12 protein-coding genes and 1 tRNA gene are annotated in these 19,652 nt (G+C 32.1%); 8 read left to right on the top strand and 5 right to left on the bottom strand.

Annotation, left to right across the window (positions count from 1 at the left end; all coding sequences use genetic code 11):
- The 4 genes from dnaE to WHD54_RS04260 form a co-directional block, all read right to left on the bottom strand.
- Positions 1 to 4,338 carry a DNA polymerase III subunit alpha gene (gene dnaE, locus WHD54_RS04275; protein WP_088324417.1) on the bottom strand — a complete coding sequence of 1,446 codons (4,338 nt, stop codon included), beginning with the start codon at positions 4,336 to 4,338 and terminating at the stop codon, positions 1 to 3.
- A 466-nt stretch (positions 4,339 to 4,804) separates the two neighbouring features.
- Positions 4,805 to 5,527, bottom strand: a complete 723-nt coding sequence (locus tag WHD54_RS04270) for a hypothetical protein (RefSeq protein WP_088324418.1) — start codon at positions 5,525 to 5,527, stop codon at positions 4,805 to 4,807.
- 36 nt (positions 5,528 to 5,563) lie between these two features.
- Positions 5,564 to 6,199, bottom strand: a complete 636-nt coding sequence (locus WHD54_RS04265) for a hypothetical protein (protein ID WP_088324419.1) — start codon at positions 6,197 to 6,199, stop codon at positions 5,564 to 5,566.
- Entirely contained in the window at positions 6,196 to 9,396 is a 3,201-nt protein-coding gene (locus tag WHD54_RS04260; protein WP_088324420.1) for a type ISP restriction/modification enzyme, read from the bottom strand. The genes WHD54_RS04265 and WHD54_RS04260 overlap by 4 nt, the downstream gene beginning before the upstream one ends.
- A gap of 499 nt (positions 9,397 to 9,895) precedes the next feature.
- Between WHD54_RS04260 and WHD54_RS04255 the strand changes: the two genes are divergently transcribed.
- The 6 genes from WHD54_RS04255 to WHD54_RS04230 all read left to right on the top strand — a co-directional run bounded on the left by WHD54_RS04255 (position 9,896) and on the right by WHD54_RS04230 (position 16,008).
- On the top strand, positions 9,896 to 10,444 hold the full coding sequence (locus tag WHD54_RS04255; RefSeq protein ID WP_088324421.1) for a 30S ribosomal protein S16: 549 nt from the start codon (positions 9,896 to 9,898) through the stop codon (positions 10,442 to 10,444).
- Positions 10,445 to 10,462: 18 nt separating this feature from the next.
- Entirely contained in the window at positions 10,463 to 10,990 is a 528-nt protein-coding gene (gene rimM, locus WHD54_RS04250; protein ID WP_088324422.1) for a ribosome maturation factor RimM, read from the top strand.
- Between the two features lie 2 nt (positions 10,991 to 10,992).
- Positions 10,993 to 11,077: transfer RNA gene (locus WHD54_RS04245), tRNA-Ser, on the top strand.
- Between the two features lie 136 nt (positions 11,078 to 11,213).
- Positions 11,214 to 13,595, top strand: coding sequence for a glycoside hydrolase family 2 TIM barrel-domain containing protein (locus WHD54_RS04240; RefSeq protein ID WP_143744266.1), 2,382 nt, complete (start codon positions 11,214 to 11,216; stop codon positions 13,593 to 13,595).
- Between the two features lie 2 nt (positions 13,596 to 13,597).
- On the top strand, positions 13,598 to 15,271 hold the full coding sequence (locus WHD54_RS04235) for a glycosyl hydrolase 53 family protein (RefSeq protein ID WP_088324424.1): 1,674 nt from the start codon (positions 13,598 to 13,600) through the stop codon (positions 15,269 to 15,271).
- Between the two features lie 11 nt (positions 15,272 to 15,282).
- The gene (locus tag WHD54_RS04230) at positions 15,283 to 16,008 is read left to right on the top strand and encodes a tRNA1(Val) (adenine(37)-N6)-methyltransferase (protein ID WP_233131010.1); all 726 of its coding nucleotides are present in this window, start codon (positions 15,283 to 15,285) and stop codon (positions 16,006 to 16,008) included.
- Between the two features lie 84 nt (positions 16,009 to 16,092).
- On the opposite strand, the gene WHD54_RS04225 is transcribed toward WHD54_RS04230, so the two are convergent.
- A complete protein-coding gene (locus WHD54_RS04225; protein ID WP_088324425.1) occupies positions 16,093 to 17,457 on the bottom strand; it encodes a saccharopine dehydrogenase family protein in 1,365 nt (454 codons plus the stop codon).
- 71 nt (positions 17,458 to 17,528) lie between these two features.
- On the opposite strand from WHD54_RS04225, the gene WHD54_RS04220 reads away from it, so the two are divergent.
- Both WHD54_RS04220 and pckA read left to right on the top strand, forming a co-directional pair.
- Positions 17,529 to 17,909 carry a DUF423 domain-containing protein gene (locus WHD54_RS04220; protein WP_088324426.1) on the top strand — a complete coding sequence of 127 codons (381 nt, stop codon included), beginning with the start codon at positions 17,529 to 17,531 and terminating at the stop codon, positions 17,907 to 17,909.
- 93 nt (positions 17,910 to 18,002) lie between these two features.
- Positions 18,003 to 19,613: a phosphoenolpyruvate carboxykinase (ATP) gene (gene pckA, locus WHD54_RS04215; protein ID WP_088324427.1), complete on the top strand. Its 1,611-nt coding sequence runs from the start codon at positions 18,003 to 18,005 to the stop codon at positions 19,611 to 19,613.
- Positions 19,614 to 19,652: the final 39 nt, after the last annotated feature.

The following is a 19,652-nucleotide window of genomic DNA, read 5'->3' as shown; positions in this document are numbered from 1 at the left end:
CTAGTTTAGTTTGTAAGTAATCTGCTGACTCTCTAATGTTGCTAATAATTCATTCGATATATGAATTTTAGTATTTCTACTTGGCAAGCTAATTTCTAACTTTTCTTGCTCATCCCAAACGGTAAAATGAAGACTTTGTTTTCCTGGAGTATTTTTTAAAATTGACTCTAGGTTTAAAATAGTATCTTCTTTAATTTCATTAAGAGGAAGTTGTATGGTTACTTTTTTGCAAAGCTCATCCATAATATCATGTAAAAGCTTCATTTCTGTAAATTTTAATCTGGGTTCACCAACAACACCCTCTTTATTTGTCCATCCTGGCTGAATAGTTGCTCTTACAAATAGAAAAGAATTGGGTACTAAAAAATGTTTCATTTTTAAGTAGTCTTCTCCAAAAATTCTAAATTCATGACTGTCGCCATAATCTTCCATTGTAAAAAGTGCCCAACCTTTACCAGCTTTAGAAACTCTATGTTGAACATCTGTAATGATAGCTGCAAAAGCTAGATTCATGTTTACAAACTTTGCCAAGTCTCCTTTAAAGTATTTTAAAGAAGCATTACAAAACTTTAGTTCATTTTTAAAGTCGTCTAAAGGATGTGCAGAAATGTAGATACCAATAACTTCTTTTTCTTGTGATAAAAGTTCCATTGTTCCCCAGGTTTCACACTCTGGAATATCCGGTTCAGGAAATTGAACTGAAGAGGTCTCTCCAAACATAGAAACCTGAGCAGAATTTTCATTTTCTTGAAATTTACTACCAAATTTCATGGCACGTTCTAAAAAAGTTATCCCTTTTTCATCTACTGCAAAATATTGAGCTCTATGGGTATCTGTAAACGAATCAAAAGCACCTGCTTTTACAAGGCTATCAAAAGATTTTTTGTTGGCAGCACGTAAGTCTACTCGTTTTGCTAGGTCGAAGATAGAGGTGTAGTTGCCATTTTTTTCACGTTCTTTAATAATAGCTCTTACAGCACCAGCACCAACACCTTTAACAGCTGCCATTCCGAAACGAACAGCTCCCTCATTATTTACAGAGAACTTTAAGAAAGATTCATTTAAATCGGGTCCTAAAACTTGTAATCCCATGCGTTTACATTCTTCCATAAAAAATGAAACAGCTTTAATATCATTCATGTTATTAGAAAGTACAGAAGCCATATATTCTGCTGGGTAATGAGCTTTTAAGTAAGCAGTTTGGTAGGCAATCCAAGCGTAGCAAGTAGAGTGAGATTTGTTAAAAGCATAACTAGCAAATGCCTCCCAATCTTTCCATATTTTTTCTAATTTTTCGGCATCATGTCCGTTTGCTGCAGCTTGTTTAATAAATTTAGGTTTCATTTTATCTAAAACCTCAATTTGCTTTTTACCCATTGCTTTACGTAAAACATCAGCTTCCCCCTTTGTAAAATCGGCTAGCTTTTGAGAAAGCAGCATTACTTGCTCCTGATATACGGTAATACCATAGGTTTCTGCTAAGTATTCTTCCATAGCAGGCAAGTCGTATTCTATGTCTTCTGTTCCGTGTTTTCTGTTAATAAAACTAGGAATATATTCCATTGGCCCAGGTCTGTAAAGGGCATTCATAGCAATTAAATCTGCAAAAACTGTAGGCTTTAAAGAACGCATATGTTTCTGCATTCCTGGAGACTCGTATTGGAAAATACCTACGGTTTCTCCTTTTTGAAACAATTCATATGTTTTTTCATCGTCTAACGGAAAATTTTCTGGATCTAAAACAATACTATGTTTTGCTTTTACAATTTTTACAGTATCTTTTATTAAAGTTAATGTTTTTAACCCTAAAAAGTCCATTTTTAAGAGTCCGGCAGATTCTACAACAGAGTTGTCAAATTGAGTAACATACATGTCAGAATCTTTTGCAAGTGCTACAGGTACATAATTGGTAATATCTCCTGGAGTAATAATTACACCACAAGCATGAATACCTGTATTTCTAACAGAGCCCTCTAAAATAGTTGCTTTGTTGATAGTTTCAGAAACTAAATCTGTACCTAAAGACATGTGCTTTAGCTCTTCTACTAACTGTTTTTCTTCGGCACGTAAATCGGCTACTTTTTCTTTACTTTTAGCATCGTCGCTAAAAATATTTTTTAGTTTAATACCCGGAATTAATTTTGCAATTCTGTCTGCTTCAAATAGCGGTAAGTCTAAAACCCTTGCAGTATCTCTTATAGAAGACTTTGCAGCCATTGTTCCGTAAGTAATAATTTGCGCTACTTGGTTAGCGCCATATTTTTCAATTACATAATCCATTACTCTACCACGACCTTCGTCATCAAAATCGATATCGATATCTGGCATAGATACACGTTCGGGATTTAAGAAACGCTCAAAAAGTAAATCGTATTTTATAGGATCTATATTTGTAATCCACAAACAATATGCTACAACAGAGCCTGCTGCAGAACCACGTCCTGGGCCAACAGAAACATCCATATTTCTGGCTTCTCTTATAAAATCTTCTACAATAAGAAAATAACCAGGATAACCTGTTTTTTCAATAACAGAAAGTTCAAAATCTAAACGCTCTTTTATGCTTTCTGTAATTTCGCCATATCGTTTTTTTGCTCCTTCGTAGGTTAGATGTCTTAAAAAGTTGTTTTCACCACGTTTGCCGTTGTCTTTTTCATCTTCCGGATCTTTAAACTGCTCTGGAATATCAAAAGCAGGTAAAAGTACATCTCTAGCTAGCGTAAAAACCTCAATTTTATCTACAATTTCTTGAATATTAATAATGGCTTCTGGCAGGTCTGCAAAAAGCGTTTTCATTTCTTCTGTAGACTTAAAATAATATTCTTCGTTTGGTAATCCGTAACGATACCCTCTACCTTTTCCTTTGGGAGTTGCTTGTTTTTCTCCGTCTTTTACACACAAAAGAATATCGTGAGCATTGGCGTCTTTTTTTTCTAAATAGAAGGTGTTGTTAGTGGCTACAACCTTTATTTGGTGTTTTTTTGCGAATTTTAAAAGCGTTTCATTTACAATGTCTTCATCTTGTTGGTTATGGCGCATAACCTCTATATACAAATCGTCTTTAAATTGTTCTTTCCACCAAAGTAATGCTTCTTCCGCTTGGTTTTCTCCGAGATTTAAAATTTTGCTTGGAACCTCTCCGTACAAGTTTCCTGTTAATACAATAATATCTTCTTTGTATTTTTTTATAATTTCTCGGTCTATTCTTGGTACATAGTAAAAACCATCTACAAAAGCAATAGAAGACATTTTTGCTAAATTATGGTACCCTCTTTTATTTTTAGCTAATAAAACTACTTGATATCCATTATCTTTTTGCGATTTATTTTTATGGTCTTCACACACATTAAATTCACAGCCTACAATTGGTTTAATAGGATTGTCTGTATTTTTATTGTGTTTTAATACTTCGTTTACAAAATGAAAGGCTGCCATCATGTTTGCAGTGTCTGTCATTGCAATTGCAGGCATATTGTCTGCTGCAGCGGCTTTAACAATATTGGCAATTTGCATGGTAGATTGAAGTACCGAAAACTGAGTATGATTGTGTAAATGAGCAAATTTTACGGTTTCTAACTCTGCCAAACCCTCTGAGGTAGATTTGGTTTCTTGAACGTCTTTTAGTTTTTCTAAACGCTTACGAATTTTTTCACTTTCCTTTTTTAGGTTGATGTGTTTTAAACCAATCACCTGAATTGGCTTCGGATTGGTTTCAGAGAAATTTTTAAAGTAATCTGCCTCTACATCTAGCTCTTCTTTTGTAAATTCTTTTAACCTAATTAATTCAAGAAAACAGCGTGTAGTTGCTTCTACATCTGCAGTTGCATTGTGTGCTTCGCTAAAATCTACTCCAAAAAGATGATGGTGTAATTCCGTTAATGTTGGTAGCTTAAATTTACCACCTCTACCACCAGGAATTTGACACATAAGAGCTGTTTTTTCTGTACAGGTATCTAAAACTGGTATTTTAGTTAGGTTGTTTTCGATGCCCAATCTATGGAATTCGCATCCCATAATATTAATATCGAACTGTAAGTTTTGCCCCACTATAAATTTGGCTTTTGCCAATGCCTCTTTAAATATTTGCAATCCTTTTTCTAGCTCAATTCCGTTTTCTTCTGCTAGTTCTGTTGAAATTCCATGAATTCTCTCGGCATCAAAAGGTATGTTAAACCCAGCTGGCTTTATAAGAAAGTCGTTATGCTCCATAACATTTCCCATAGCATCGTGCAGTTGCCATGCAATTTGAATACACCTGGGCCAATTGTCTGTGTCTGTAATTGGAGCATTCCAACTTTTTGGTAAACCAGTAGTTTCTGTATCGAAAATTAAGTACATGTTGCTTTTATGGAGATGAAGGATTTAACTTTTTATTCTTGTGGTAAAATTACATTTTTTTGACTAATTTTTTGGTTGAAGTTATGAACTATTGTTTATTATTTTGATTGTGACACATCATTTTTTAAGTTGTTTTAAAATACAAAAGTATAGGTATGTGAAAGGTAGCAGACTAAAATGCTATTTTTTCAATTTGTAATATAGATTGCTAAAAATCACAAACTTTGTAGTTTGTATTGAATTCTAATTTTTAGCAATGTGTATAGCTAATAAATATACAAATGCATCAAGGAGTTTTTTTGACAGAATAGTCTACAGAAGAGAATTGTAAAATTAGCGTTGATAGTAGTAATTATGTTGCTCAAACAAGTTTTTACTATTTCAAAAAGAGAACAACTAAACATTACAAACTTTGTATCAAAATTAGCTTAAAATAGCTAGTTTTTAGTTTAGTTGTTTGTTGTGATTAGTTATTAATATTAAACTGACTATAATAAAAGTATTCAGGGTTAAACTTTATATCAAATTTACTTTCATTCATTAATAATAGTTTGAATAGTGATATAAGATTAATAATAGGAATTATTACTGTCCAACATAGTAATATTGAAAGTACAGTGTATTTTATTGGTTTCAAATAGGCCCATTGGAGGCCTAACAAAGGAATTGCTAATAATATAGCAGTTTTTTTTGATTTTTTCTTCTTTCTTGTTATTTCTAAATTTTGTGTAATGTAGTTTTTAATATCTTTGTTAAATACATTCAGAAGTCTCACAAACTCGTTTCGTCTTTCTTCTAAATAGTCAACACTTTTTTCTTTAAAATCATCATCAACTAATGCACTTCCATGATTGAATTTGTCTATATATCGATTAATTAATTCTGTTATATCATTTATCTCATTTAAAGTTTGATTTTCATTGAATTCAAGATTAGAAATTACCAAGTCAGTTATTTCAATTAATCTAGAAATATTTCCTCTATTAGTTGAGATAAACTTGACTTTATTAATTTCCTTGATACTTTTAACTACTTCGCTGTCTGAAGGCTTAATTCTTCCTGAATAATTACTCACTTCATTTACTGCATAGTAGTTTGCACCTTTCAGAATAGAATTAGCACCTGCTCTTCCGAATTCTCTTCCAAATTGTCTTGCGGCACCGCTTACTATATCATTTAGTATGTTCATTTTTTAAATGTTTTTATTGTTCAATATCAAATTCTATTATTTAGCTTTCTCATACATCCAAATTTGAGCTTGTTGTATTATAGAGTCGACTGTCTTATTCATCCAAAGAGCTGAACCAAATTTTTCGCTTTCAGGAATCAAGGCATCGTGAAAACCAATAGAAATATTTGAAGTTCTCTCTGTTTCATCTGCTATTTTCAAGGAAGAAAAAATATGCGATTTTTCAAGATGAACAAATGAATTTCCTGCTTGGTAAATTTCTTTCACCCATTCCATTCCTACTACTTTTGATATTTCTAAATAGAGAGTTCTGTCGTCTAATTTAATTTTTGTTCCATTCAATTTCATCTTCTTTATTAATTCACCGCCCATAACTTTTGAAGCAAAAGTATTCCTATTATATTCAGAAATTATAGAGGCATATAAGCGAAGCAGTGTATCAATATTGATACGCACTAAAGGTGCAGCTGCAATAAAATTGTTATCTCTAATTAATGATGTATATGCCTTAGAAATATTAACTGTTCGGTTTAGTGCAGCAATCAAAAAAATATCAAATATTTCCATTTTGGGAGTAATTGCTTTTAGCTGTTGCCCCATATTGATAATTGCTTTTGATTTATTGTCAATCTCGATAAGCAACTGTTCCTTTGTTTGCGTTACGTAGCTCATTCAATCTCAATTTTATCAATTTCTTTCATTAATCTATCCGTTTCAGAAAGGGCAACAATTATTTTTTGATAATGCAAAATATCATCAAATTCTAAGGTTTTTTCTTTACGGTCTTTGAGCCATTTTTGAGCTGGTTGATAACCACCAATATAAAACTCCCAAGCTGTTAGAGGAACATTATCAAAATACTGCTCATCATTTATCCATATTCTACCCAATTGCTTTTCTTTATCAAACAATTCCCAATCCTTTTTGCCAATTTTGGTTGTGATTACATTGTCTCCATCTTTTGGATAACTTGTAATGTAATCTTCCACTTTTGGAGATTCCAATAAATGAATTTGGCGTATTTCTCCGCCCAATTTTACCAATTTCCAAAAGGATTGTTTGTCTTTTGGGAAAGGAACTTTAGCAAAATCTATTTTTAAAAATTCTTTGTATTTATCTCGGTAAGTTGGTGAATATAAAACAGCATAGATGTAATCTAAAATATCGATTGGGGCAAAGGTGCTTTCTCTAGATTCTTTTTCGTTAGTAAATACCAAATCAAGTTTTTTTGCAATTTGATTTACTATTTCCAAGTTTAAATTTGGGGTTCTTTCGGTGGTTTGATCAATAGATTGCTGCCCGTTTGATTCAGGGTAGAGATAAAGTGGAAAAGAATATCCACCTTCTTTTGTTTTTAATGAAATTAAACAAGATTCTTGTATATTTTTAGATAAAAATATATGATGGAAACCTGTAACACTCAATTGTTTAGAAATTGTCAAAGCAATATTTCTTCTTAGCATATGTTGCATAACATTATTTCTATTTCTATCAATCACATTCCTAGAATAATAAGTATAGCGGGTATCAAAAAATCGGTAATCTATTTTTACATTAAGTTCGTCTTTGTAACTATCTTTTCTGTATTTATCAAGTTGCCATTCTTTTGTTTCCTTTAGTTTATATTTATTAATGAGTTCTTCATTTTGTATTTCTTCATTAAAAAAATCACTCATTCTTTTTTCTATTAATTGCTTATTAAATGCAATTGAAAAATTATCTCGATGAGTTTGTATTCCTAGAGAACTAACTTTGAATAGTTTATTAACCTTAAATCCTTTATCATAAATTTTCTGCGCCTCAAAGTCTTTTTCCACCATAAAATAGTTTGGAGGAACATTAGGTAATTCTTTGTACTTTATTGATTTTATTGAGTTATTATTTAAGAAATCATATTTTAATTCTCTTTTTCCAAATAAATCATAATGAAACACTTTACCTAATTGATTATTAATTTTCTTACCTGTTTTTACAAAAATGGTAATTGCAACACCCTGCATAATATCAAATACATTTACATCAGGCGAACCATCAGGAGAAATCTCCTGTTTTTTACTATTCCCATGTAAATCAATCGTATAAATTTTATCATACGTTTTCAATAAATTCCAACGCATTCCTCTAAAAGTAGGATTATCCAAAAAACCGTGAGGATTAATAAAAGCTAAAACCCCGCTCCCATTTTTTTCAATAAAATGCTGACCGTAGCGTAAGAACTTTACATAATCGTCATTTATCCATTTTGGGTTTCGCTCTTTTAGTTTTTCCTTTCCGCCTGGTTCTTTTTTGTAGTCTTGCATTAAATCCATTATCCAAGCTCCTTTATTGGAACTTTCTCCACTATAAGGCGGATTTCCAATAACACACATAACTGGGCTATCGCGTTTAATATGATTGGCTTCGTTAGCTTCACTACTTAACCACCCTGCAAATAAAGTTCCTGTATCTGGGTGGTATTCTTCTAAACTGTTTGTTAAATAAACTCTTGTTCGTTGGTTTGTAGTCGCTTTAAACCCTGTTTCTTTTAGCAATAAATCCAATTGCAAATGAGCCATTGCATAACTTGCCATTAGCAATTCAAAACCGTTTAAGCGTGGGAGTAAATGATTTTCTACGTAACCGCTCCAAATTCCTTCTTGTCCTTTAAATTTTTTGTTTACGTGTTTTATTACTTCTGCTAAAAAAGTTCCTGTTCCTGTAGCTGGGTCAAGAATTTGTACTTTATGTACTTCTTGTTCAACTTGTTTATAACCAGATTTAAAATTTTTATCAGGAATTTGAGTATTTACTTTAATTTTTGTTTTTGAAGTGTCTGCTAAACCTTGTGGTAAATCAAATTCTGTTTTCAAAATATCATCAACTGCACGAACAATAAAATTTACAACCGGAGCAGGAGTGTACCAAACACCTCTTGCTTTTCTTAGTTTTGGGTCATATTCCGCCAAGAAAGTTTCGTAAAAATGGATAATTGGGTCTTCCATTTTTGTTGTCTTTCCGTAATTTTTTAGAATTTCTTCAACATTACAGGCTAAAAATATTTCGGTAAGATTATCTACAATCCATTTAATACGGTCGTCAATATCAGGCCCAGCTATGTAGCCAAACAATTTTCTTAGAAATGGATTTGATTTAGGAATCAATTCAGCCGCTTCCTGTCTGCTAAAAGTATCTAAAGTTGGGTCGTGCAAACGAGCAGCAAACATTCCGTAAGCAATGGTTTGTGCATAAACGTCTGCAAATCCTTTGGGAGTAATATCATGAATCAGAATACTTTTAAAAGCAGTCATTTGCTCTTTAAGTGTACTGTCTTCATTATGTGTTTCATCACTGGTCAAAGCCTTTTCAATAACATCAGATAGCAGGCGGGCTTTGCCCGCCATCATTTCTGCTAATTTTTTGGAACTTTTTATGTTTTGTCCAATGTGTACACAAAAGTCTTTGATAAGATTTTCAAACCTTGCGAAATTTTGAGGTAAAGCAATAATTCCTTTTTCAGTTATTTCTGCAATGGCAATTTTGGTTATAAAATCTCCGTCATTGTATAAATGAAAATTGATGTAGTCCGTAAAAATCAGGTTGTCTAATGATGCTTTGTAGCGGTCAAATTGTTCTTTGTTTACCGATTTCTTTTTTCCTTCAAGGTCTTTGTTATCAATGTCTTTTGCTTCAATAAACCCAACAGGAATATCTTTTTTAGTTAAGATATAATCAGGTGCTCCGCAACTTTGTCTTTTCGGTTCGTTGGTTGCTCTAACTTCAGGCACTAAACTCTCAATTAGCTGCTGTAAGTCTCCTCTAAAAGTATGTTCTGTTGCGTTTCCGAGTTTGTATCTCTGATTTATGTTGTCAATGTAATTTTCTATTGTCATTTTCAGTTTTTCAATTTTTTTAAACTTTGGCTAAAAAATAGCTCTTTTTGGTTTTTCTGTGTTGGCTTTTGTGGCTGCAAAAAAACAATTAGAATTCCCTTAAATATTTAAAATGTTAGTTTAGGTAAATTTACATTATTTTTTCGAGTTCTATTGTTTTTGATGGGTGTTTTGACTCTCGACTATAATCAAAGACTTATTTTTTAGTGAAGCAATTTTTAGAAAGTACATTTTTTTATTGATACCTATTATAGTGTAATTATTTTGTAACAAATTGACTTTTAAAGACTAGTTTGTGCGTTAAGGATAGAACGGTTTGTTTGAGCTCTTACGCTTTTTGAGGCGGAAAGCGAGTAGTGATAGCCTGCTCGAACGCCAAAAAAAAATATTAAATATTAGCGTTTTAGTTTAAAAAGGTTTTGTATTTTTGCGCGCACTTACTACGAGATAGTAAGAATATTAATAACCGAGGTCGAGAACCTCAATAAATTAACAAATTATGTCTGTAAAAATTAGATTACAAAGACACGGTAAAAAAGGGAAACCATTCTATTGGGTTGTTGCCGCTGATGCACGTGCAAAAAGAGATGGTAAATACTTAGAAAAAATAGGTACTTACAATCCTAATGTAAACCCTGCAGAAATCAACTTAGATGTTGATTCGGCTGTAAAATGGTTACAAAATGGTGCACAACCTACACCAACTGCAAAAAACATTTTATCTTACAAAGGTGCTATGTTAAAGAATCATTTAGCAGGTGGCGTTAGAAAAGGAGCTTTAACACAAGAGCAAGCAGATGCTAAATTTGCTGCTTGGTTAGAAGAAAAGGCTGCAAAAATTTCTGACAAAGAAGCTGGTTTAACAAAAGCACAATCTGATGCTAAAGCAGCAGCATTGGCCGCAGAAAAAGCAGTAAATGAAGCAAGAATTGAAGCAGCAAAACCAGTTGTGGAAGAGGTTGCAGAAGAAGCAGCACCAGAAGTAGAAGCAGCAGCTGAAGAGGCTCCTGAAACTATTGATGAGGCACAAGAAAAGGCAGCAGAATAAAACATAAATTGTTGCGAAATGCGTAAAGAAGATTGTTTTTATTTAGGCAAAATCGTTACAAAATATAGTTTTAAAGGGGAAGTTGTTGTTAAATTAGACACCGATGAACCTGAGTTGTATACAGAAATGGAATCAGTTTACGTTGAATTTGGCGCAGACTTGGTTCCATTTTTTATTGAAAAAAGTTCCCTGCACAAAGGGAACCAATTACGAGTTCAGTTTGAAGATGTGTATTCTGAGGAAGAGGCAGATTCAATTTTAAAATGCGGTGTTTACTTACCGCTAGAAATGCTACCTAAATTAACGGGAGATAAGTTTTATTATCACGAAGTTATTGGTTTTAAAGTAATAGACGCTAAATTTGGAGAGGTAGGAACTATTGTTCATATAAACGACAAAGCTGCACAACCACTGTTTGAAATTGATAGAGATGGTAACGAAATTTTTATTCCGATGGTAGATAACTTTATCAAAAAAGTAGATAGAACTCACAAAACAATTTCTGTAGAAACCCCAGAAGGTTTAATAGAATTGTATTTAACTTAAATAGAAAGGTGGCCGAGTGGTCGAAGGCGCACGCCTGGAAAGTGTGTATACGGCAACGTATCGAGGGTTCGAATCCCTTCCTTTCTGCATTAAAAAGGTCTTTAAATATTTAAAGACCTTTTTGTTTATAAACTTTTATCGACTATAATTTTTTATGAGTTCAAATGTGTATTTTTAAGGCTAGAATATTTAATTGGTATTACTATTATTAAAAATTGCCTTTATGAAAAACGAAATAGCAATACATAGAAAACCCTTTTTTTTAACATTATTAATAGTATCGTTTCTTGGTTGTGATTCTACAGAGTCTGATTATTTTGTGCCAAAAAAGCTAAATTTTAATTCTGATTGGGAGTTTTTTAAAGTTGATAATTTACAGGATACTATTTTTAGCAATTTAAATAAGCAGCCAAGAGAATGGCAAAAAGTAACAATACCCCATACAGTTTCTTTAGAACCTAAGGTTATAGAAAAAGACCAATGGCAAGGTGTAAGCTGGTATCGTAAGAAATTTACGGTAAACGATAATTATAAAAATAAACATGTTTCACTTTACTTTGAAGCGGCAATGCAAGTTGCAGAGGTTTGGTTAAACAATAAGAAACTAACCACTCATAAAGGTGGTTATTTACCTTTTTACATTCCTATTTCCTCGGTAATTTTATTTGGACAGGAAAACGAAATTGTAATAAGACTTACCAATAAAGATAATTCTCAAATTCCGCCAGGAAAACCAATTAAGGAGCTCGACTTTAATATTTATAGCGGTATTTATCGTTCTGTACATCTTATTATTAAGAACAAACTTCACATTACTCATGCAATTGAATCTGATATTATTGGCGCTGGTGGTGTTTTTATAAATACAATTTCTGCCAGTGAAAAAGAAGCTACTATCTCTGTTACATCAACAGTTTTAAACGGTACTAATAATGCTGAAAAAGTAGCTGTAAGGTATGAGATTTTTAGAAAAAGTGATACATTTAAAATTAAAGATTTTACCACTAAAACGTATCGTATTAACAAACAATTGCAGTTTGTTTTTAGTGATACTTTAAAAATTGAAAATCCGAATTTATGGTCTCCAGAAAATCCTGCTTTATATACCATTAAAGCAACTGTTTTTAATACTAAAAACAGGTATGATTATTCGGATGAAACATTTGGTATTCGAACCATAAAATTTACGAGTGAAGGTTTTATCTTAAATGGTAAAAAATATAAAATTAGAGGAACTAACCGCCATCAAGAATACCCATATTTAGGATATGCAATTTCAGACAATGCACAATATAGAGACGCATTTAAAATTAAAAAAGCGGGTTTTAATTTTGTAAGATTGTCACATTACCCACATTCTGAATCTTTTATGAATGCTTGTAACTCTCTAGGTTTATTGGTGATGGATGCCATACCAGGTTGGCAATTTTTTGGAGATACTGTTTTTCAAGAAAATTGTTTTTCAGATGTCCGACAGATGATTCGTAGAGATCGGAATCATCCCTCTGTAATTTTGTGGGAAGCCTCCTTAAATGAATCTGCTATGACACATACATTTATTGATAAAGCGAATGCTATTGTACATGAGGAGTTTCCGGGAAACCAAACGTATAGTTGTGGTTGGATGGAATATGGTTATGATGTTTTTATTCCTGCAAGGCAACACGCTAAAGCACCAAACTATTGGAAAGGGTATAAAAGTAGAAAACCACTTTTAATAGCTGAATATGGAGATTGGGAATATTATGCTCAAAATGCAGGTTTTAATCAAACAAGTTATAGCAATTTAAAGGCCAACGAGAGAACTTCTAGACAGTTGCGGGGAGATGGACAGGTTAGGTTGGCGCAGCAAGCATTAAATTATCAAGAATCTCATAACGATAATTTGTTAAACACTGCTGCCGGAGATGCCAATTGGCTAATGTTTGATTACAATAGGGGGTATGCACCAGATATTGAGAGTTCTGGAATTATGGATATTTTTCGATTACCAAAATTTTCTTATTATTTTTATAAGAGTCAAAATGACTTTGAAAGAGATGCTGCAGAACTTTACATTGCAAACTACTGGAACAATCCAAAATTTAATACAGTAAAAGTTTATAGTAATTGTAGTGAAGTGTCTTTGTGGTTAAATGATACCTTAATAAGAACTCAAAAACCAGATGATAATTTAATATCAAAAAATTTAACATACCCACCTTTTACGTTTAAAAATATACCATACTCACCGGGTACACTTGTAGCAAAAGGGTATCTTAATGGTGAAAAGGTAAAAGAATTTGTGAGAAAAACACCTAAGAAAGCTACTAAAATTAAGCTATCTATTGATGAGTCTGGTATTCCTCTACAAAAAAATAACAATGATGTTGTTTTTGTGTATGCTAAAATAACTGATTCAGATGGAACTTATCACCCAGAAGCTACAGATAAAATTACCTTTTGGGTATCTGGAGATGCAACTCTTATTGGAGATAATCCGATAAAAGCAGAGGCCGGAATTGCTAGCGTTTTATTAAAGGTGAACCCAACAAATAAGAACCTTAAAATTTATGCTTCATCAGAAAATCTTGAAAGAGATAGTTTGCTAATTAAGTTAGATTAATTATGATTTTACAAAATATTTTAACTTCTTTAAATACCTATGTTTGGATTATTTTTTGTTCATTAACAATTGGTAATTCTCATGCTCAATCTATAGAAATAACATCTTTTTCAGAAAATCCACTAGAAGTAAACCCACTATTAGGAGCAACTTTACAAGTAAATTTTAAATACTCTATCAAGAATAATACAAATGACAATACTATATATGTAGCCTTAGAGATTCTGAATTCACAGAATTCTTATGTTAAAACTATTTCAGAAGTAACTTTAAACAGTCAAGTTTCAGGATTAAATAACCAACAAACAGTTACATTGTTTATTTCAAGCTACCATCAATTATCAGAAAATTTACCAACTGGTTATTATTATCAAGTAAAAGCAATTTTGTACAAAAGTGGTACATGGTCTCCTGTAGCAATAGCTAATTATTCGAATACTCCGCCAATTATACTAAGAGATACTAGCGGATTTACTTTTAGCAAAAATATATTGGCAAAGGGAGCAGATGTAAGTTGGATGACAGAGATGGAAGCGAACGGATATAGTTGGAAAGATAATTCAGGCACCACCAAAGAGCTATTACCATTGTTAAAAGAATATCAATTAAATGCTATTCGTTTAAGAGTTTGGGTAAATCCTGAGGTGACAGATGCCAACGGTTGGTGCGATATAGAAGATGTTTTAATAAAGGCAAAGTTAGCTCAAGTTAATAATATGGATATACTTTTAAGTGTCCATTATAGCGATTATTGGGCAGATCCTGGAAAACAACATAAACCTACTGCATGGAAGGATAAGTCTGTTGATGAGTTAGAAGATGCTATACGAAAACATACCTCTGATATTTTAAATGCTCTCGGAAATGAGGGAATTATACCTAAATGGGTACAAATTGGAAATGAGACAAATAATGGGTTTTTATGGGAAACAGGCAAAGCCTCTACAAACGGTTTTGAGAATTATGCAAGGTTTATAAATGCAGGTTCTAGTGCTGTTAAGAGTTTTAATGCTACAATTAAAACTGTAGTTCATCTTGCAAATGCAGATGATAACGAGCTATATAAATGGAATATTGGAGGTTTAATAGATAATGGGGCTAATTTTGATGTAATTGCGATGTCTTTATATCCTGATGAAGATAATTGGCAGATAAAAGTAGAGAATTCTTATGCCAATATGTTAGATATGAAAACAAGATTTAATAAAGAAGTAATGATAGCTGAGGTTGGTTTTTCTTCAGATAAACCAGCAAAGGCATTTCAGTTTTTAACATATATTATCGAAAAAACTAAACAAGCTAAGGGTTTAGGCGTTTTTTATTGGGAGCCAATTGCACATAATAATTGGGCTTCTTATGGTAAGGGGGCTTGGGATTCTGATGGAAGCCCATCTCTAGCAATGGATGCATTTAAAAATGATGGAAGCTTAAAGATAATTACTGATGGTTTAGAAAAGAAATTAAAAGTTTTTCCAAATCCTAGTTCCAATACCCTTAAAATTTCATTAAAAGATACACCAATTAGGCAATTGTATATTTACGATATGTCTGGTAAAGTTCTTTTAAATAGGAAATCAAATAAGCATGTAGATTCTCTAGATATTTCTATACTAAAAAAAGGAATTTATTTATTGAAAGTAAATAATTTATCTATGATAAAGTTTATAAAAAAATAAAGACCATTTTTATGAGTTCAAAACCTTTCGAATTTAAAGAATTTACTATTCAACAAGATAAAACAGCTATGAAAATAGGAACAGATGGTGTTTTGTTGGGTGCTTGGTGCTCTGTTGATGGTGCTCCAGATACGATATTAGACATTGGTTCGGGTACAGGACTAATTGGCTTAATGTTGGCACAACGCTCAGATGCAATGACTATTGATGCTATCGAAATTGATGAAAATGCGTATGAGCAGACCGTTCAAAATTTCGAACAATCCGATTGGGGAGACCGATTATATAGTTACCACACCTCATTTGAAGAGTTTGTAACAGAAATAATAGAAGAGCAGGAAACGTATGATTTAATTGTGTCAAATCCACCATTTTATACAGATGATTTCGAAACTAAAGACTTAGCTCGAAACAAAGCACGTTTTACCTCTGCTTTGTCTTTCGAAAACTTACTATCTGGTGTTGCTAAAATATTAGACACTAACGGTATATTTGCAACCATTATTCCATATAAAGAGTATGGTAATTTTGTTGCATTAGCAGAAAAAAACAATCTTTATCTACAGCATGTGTGTACTGTTCAGGGAAACAAAACAACAGATACAAAAAGAACTCTTTTGTCCTTTTCTTTTCAGAAGAAAAATGTTAAAAAAGAACACTTGATTATAGAAAATGCTCGTCATCAGTTTACAGAAGAATATATAAAGTTAACCAGAGACTTTTATCTAAAAATGTAGTGAATCTCTATTATAAGAATTGACATTTTTTTAGTTTCTAATACATTAAATTAGCGTGTTACTTCTATGTAGAAGATTATTGTTTTAGGCCAAAGTATTTGGATTATATCCTAAATAAGGAACTTCTTTTTCGGTAAACTTTATACCATATTTTTCAAGTTCATTTAATATTGGTTCATACACTTCTTTAGTTATTGGTCTTTGAACACCTGGTGTTTTAATTTCTTTATTTAAAATTTTTAGTGATGCAATAGCTACAGGTAATCCTACTGTTTTGGCCATAGCTGTATATGTTTGGTTTTCTCCAAGAACTGTTAAACTACTTTCTATTTGATACTTTTTTCCGGCAATTTCGTAACCAAACAGATGCTGCATTACAATCATATCTTTATCTTCTTTTTGTAGGGTCCAAGAGTCTTCTAATATTTTCTGAAGAATTTGTGCAGGAGTAGCATTTTTTAATCCTATTTTTTTATTAGGATTAAATAGGTCTAACTCTATTAATTTTTCCCACATTACATCATCTTGATCAATTTTTAAATAAGAACGTAATTTTAATTCTACAGAATCAGTAGGCGAATATGCTAAAAACAGGTTTACAAAATCTCGATAACTCATGTTTTCAGAGTTTTCGATTGTATAAGAATCGTCTGTCATTCCTAACTGAACAAATATATTCCAGGCCCTAGAGAAGCCAACTTTTCTAATGGTGCCTCTATACATAGTCGGTATATTATCGAGCCCGTAAATACTTCTATATTTTAAAGAATCTCTATTTGCATAAGCTTCAAATTTATGATTATCTATCGTTAAAAATTCAGTTCTTCTAAAAAGTTTGTGGTAAGGAATGTATTTATACGTGCCTTCTTGAATAAATTTTGCACTGCCTCCCTGACCAGCTAAAACTACATTTCTAGGGTTCCAAGTAAATTTGTAGTTCCAAAGATTCGTATCACTTTCTGGTGCCACTAAACCGCCTGTAAAAGATTCAAAAAGTAGCATTTTTCCATTTTTATTGCGAACTCTATCTATAACTTTCATAGCACTCATATGATCTATACCTGGGTCTACACCAATCTCGTTCATAAAAATGAGCCCATTTTTCTTAGTTTCATCATCTAATTTTTTCATCTCCTCAGAAATATAAGACGCAGTAACGAGGTGTTTTTTGAATTTTATACAATCTTTAGCTACTAACAAGTGATGCCTTGCAGGCAGCATAGAAATTACGATATTAGCATTTTTTAAAGCGCTTTCTCTTTGGTTTTTCTTGAAAACATCTAACACTATTGCCGATGCATTTTTATGATTGTTAATGAGTTTTTCTGCGTTATTTTTAGAGATATCTCCAATAGTAACGTGTATTTTTTCACTGTCAGATTTTTCTAATAAATATCTAATTAAAGAAGAACTCGATTTACCTGCACCAATAATTAGTATATTTCTCATAAATAATCATGTATTTTTGTTCTATCACTAAGGTACAAAATATGTTTGAAATTAAACAAAAACAATAAAAAATGTTTAAAAATTTAATTATTACTGCTTTTTTAGGAATGCTTGCTGTATTATTAGGTGCATTTGGCTCTCATGCTTTAAAAGAAACACTATCACCAGAAGATTTAAATAGTTTTCAAACAGGCATACGTTATCAGTTTTATCATGTATTTGTATTACTTTTTATCAATACATTTCATGGTTTTTCAGAGAATCAGAAAAACAGATTATCCATGCTTTTTATACTTGGAATTTGTTTTTTCTCAGGGTCTATTTATGCTATTCATTTAGCGTCTATTTCTCCTAAATTTATATGGTATTTAACTCCGCTAGGTGGGTTGTTTTTAGTGGTAGGTTGGATAGGGTTGATTGTTTATTTCACTAAAATGAAGGTAAAAAAATAAGATATCTTCAAAAAAAAGAGATAAAGTAGTCCTATATAAAATTATTGTTTAATTTTGTGAAGTATTTATTGAAACACAACTAAAATTAAACAAATGATACACCTTAATACGAAATCGATTTCGTTAGAAGATTTAGGAATCAACAATGCTACAATTCGTTATCAACTGTCCTCTAGTGAGTTACATAAAGAAACTTTACTTAAAAATCAAGGAGAAGAAACTGCATTGGGTGCTATAGCAATTCGAACAGGAGAATTTACAGGAAGGTCTCCAAAAGATAGATTTATTGTTAAAGACAGTGTAACCGAAGATTTAGTTTGGTGGAGTGATATTAATTTACCATTCGAAGCAGATAAATTCGATTTACTTTATAAAAAAGTAACAAACTACTTATCTGGTAAAGAGATTTTTGTGAGAGATTCTTATGCTTGCGCAGATCTAGATTATAAGTTAAATATTAGAGTTGTAAATGAGTATCCTTGGAGTAATATGTTTGCTTACAACATGTTTTTAAGGCCAACAGAAAAAGAGTTAGAAAATTTTTCTCCAGAGTGGACGGTAATTAATGCACCTGGTTTTATGGCTGATCCGACACTAGATGGAACCCGACAACATAATTTTGCAATTTTAAACTTTACAAAAAAAATTGCTCTTATTGGTGGAACAGGCTACACAGGCGAGATAAAAAAAGGAATTTTCTCTGCCTTAAACTTTATTTTACCAGTTTATAAGAATACATTACCAATGCATTGCTCTGCTAATGTTGGTAAAAATGATGATACAGCAATTTTCTTTGGCTTATCTGGAACAGGAAAAACAACACTTTCTACAGACCCAGAGAGAAGTTTAATTGGTGATGACGAACATGGCTGGACAGCTGAAAATACAGTTTTTAATTTTGAAGGAGGTTGTTATGCTAAGGTAATCAACTTGTCTAAAGAACAAGAGCCAGAAATTTTTGAAGCCATAAAAAAAGGAGCTATTTTAGAAAATGTTATTTTAGATAAAGATAAAAATGTCGATTTTAACGATGTTTCTATCACTCAAAACACTAGGGTTAGTTATCCTATTTATCATATTGAAAATATTAGAAAGCCGTCGGTTGGAAAAAATCCAAAAAATATTTTCTTTTTAACAGCAGATGCTTTTGGTGTATTACCTCCAATTTCTAAGTTAACACCAAATCAAGCAGCATATCATTTTATTTCTGGTTATACTGCAAAAGTTGCTGGTACAGAAGCTGGAGTTACAGAACCGATTCCTAGTTTTTCTGCTTGTTTTGGGGCACCATTTATGCCATTACATCCTGTTAAATATGCAGAAATGTTAAGTAAAAAAATGAAAGATGCCAACGTAAATGTTTGGTTGATAAATACTGGATGGTCTGGTGGTCAGTACGGAGTAGGCAGAAGAATGCCTTTAAAATATACGCGTGCTATGATTGCCGCTGTACTAAATGGTGATTTGGGCAGTTATAGGTATGAAGATTATCATATTCACTCTGTTTTCGGAGTAGCACAACCAAGAACTTGTCCGGGAGTTCCAACAGAATTATTAAGTCCGAGAGCTACCTGGAATAATGATGATTTATATTATAAGACAGCGTTTAAATTATCGAATGCATTTCGAGAGAACTTTAAGCAATTTGAAGAAGATGCTAGTGAAGAAATTAGAAGAGGTGGGCCACAGCGTTATGCATTTTAACTTCAGATAGAAAATATAGTTACTGTTAAACAAAAAGCC

This window comes from Polaribacter tangerinus, from assembly GCF_038024095.1.
Classification (GTDB): domain Bacteria; phylum Bacteroidota; class Bacteroidia; order Flavobacteriales; family Flavobacteriaceae; genus Polaribacter; species Polaribacter tangerinus.
Note: the sequence above shows the minus strand (reverse complement) of the source record. Positions and strands in the feature narration are given on the sequence as shown.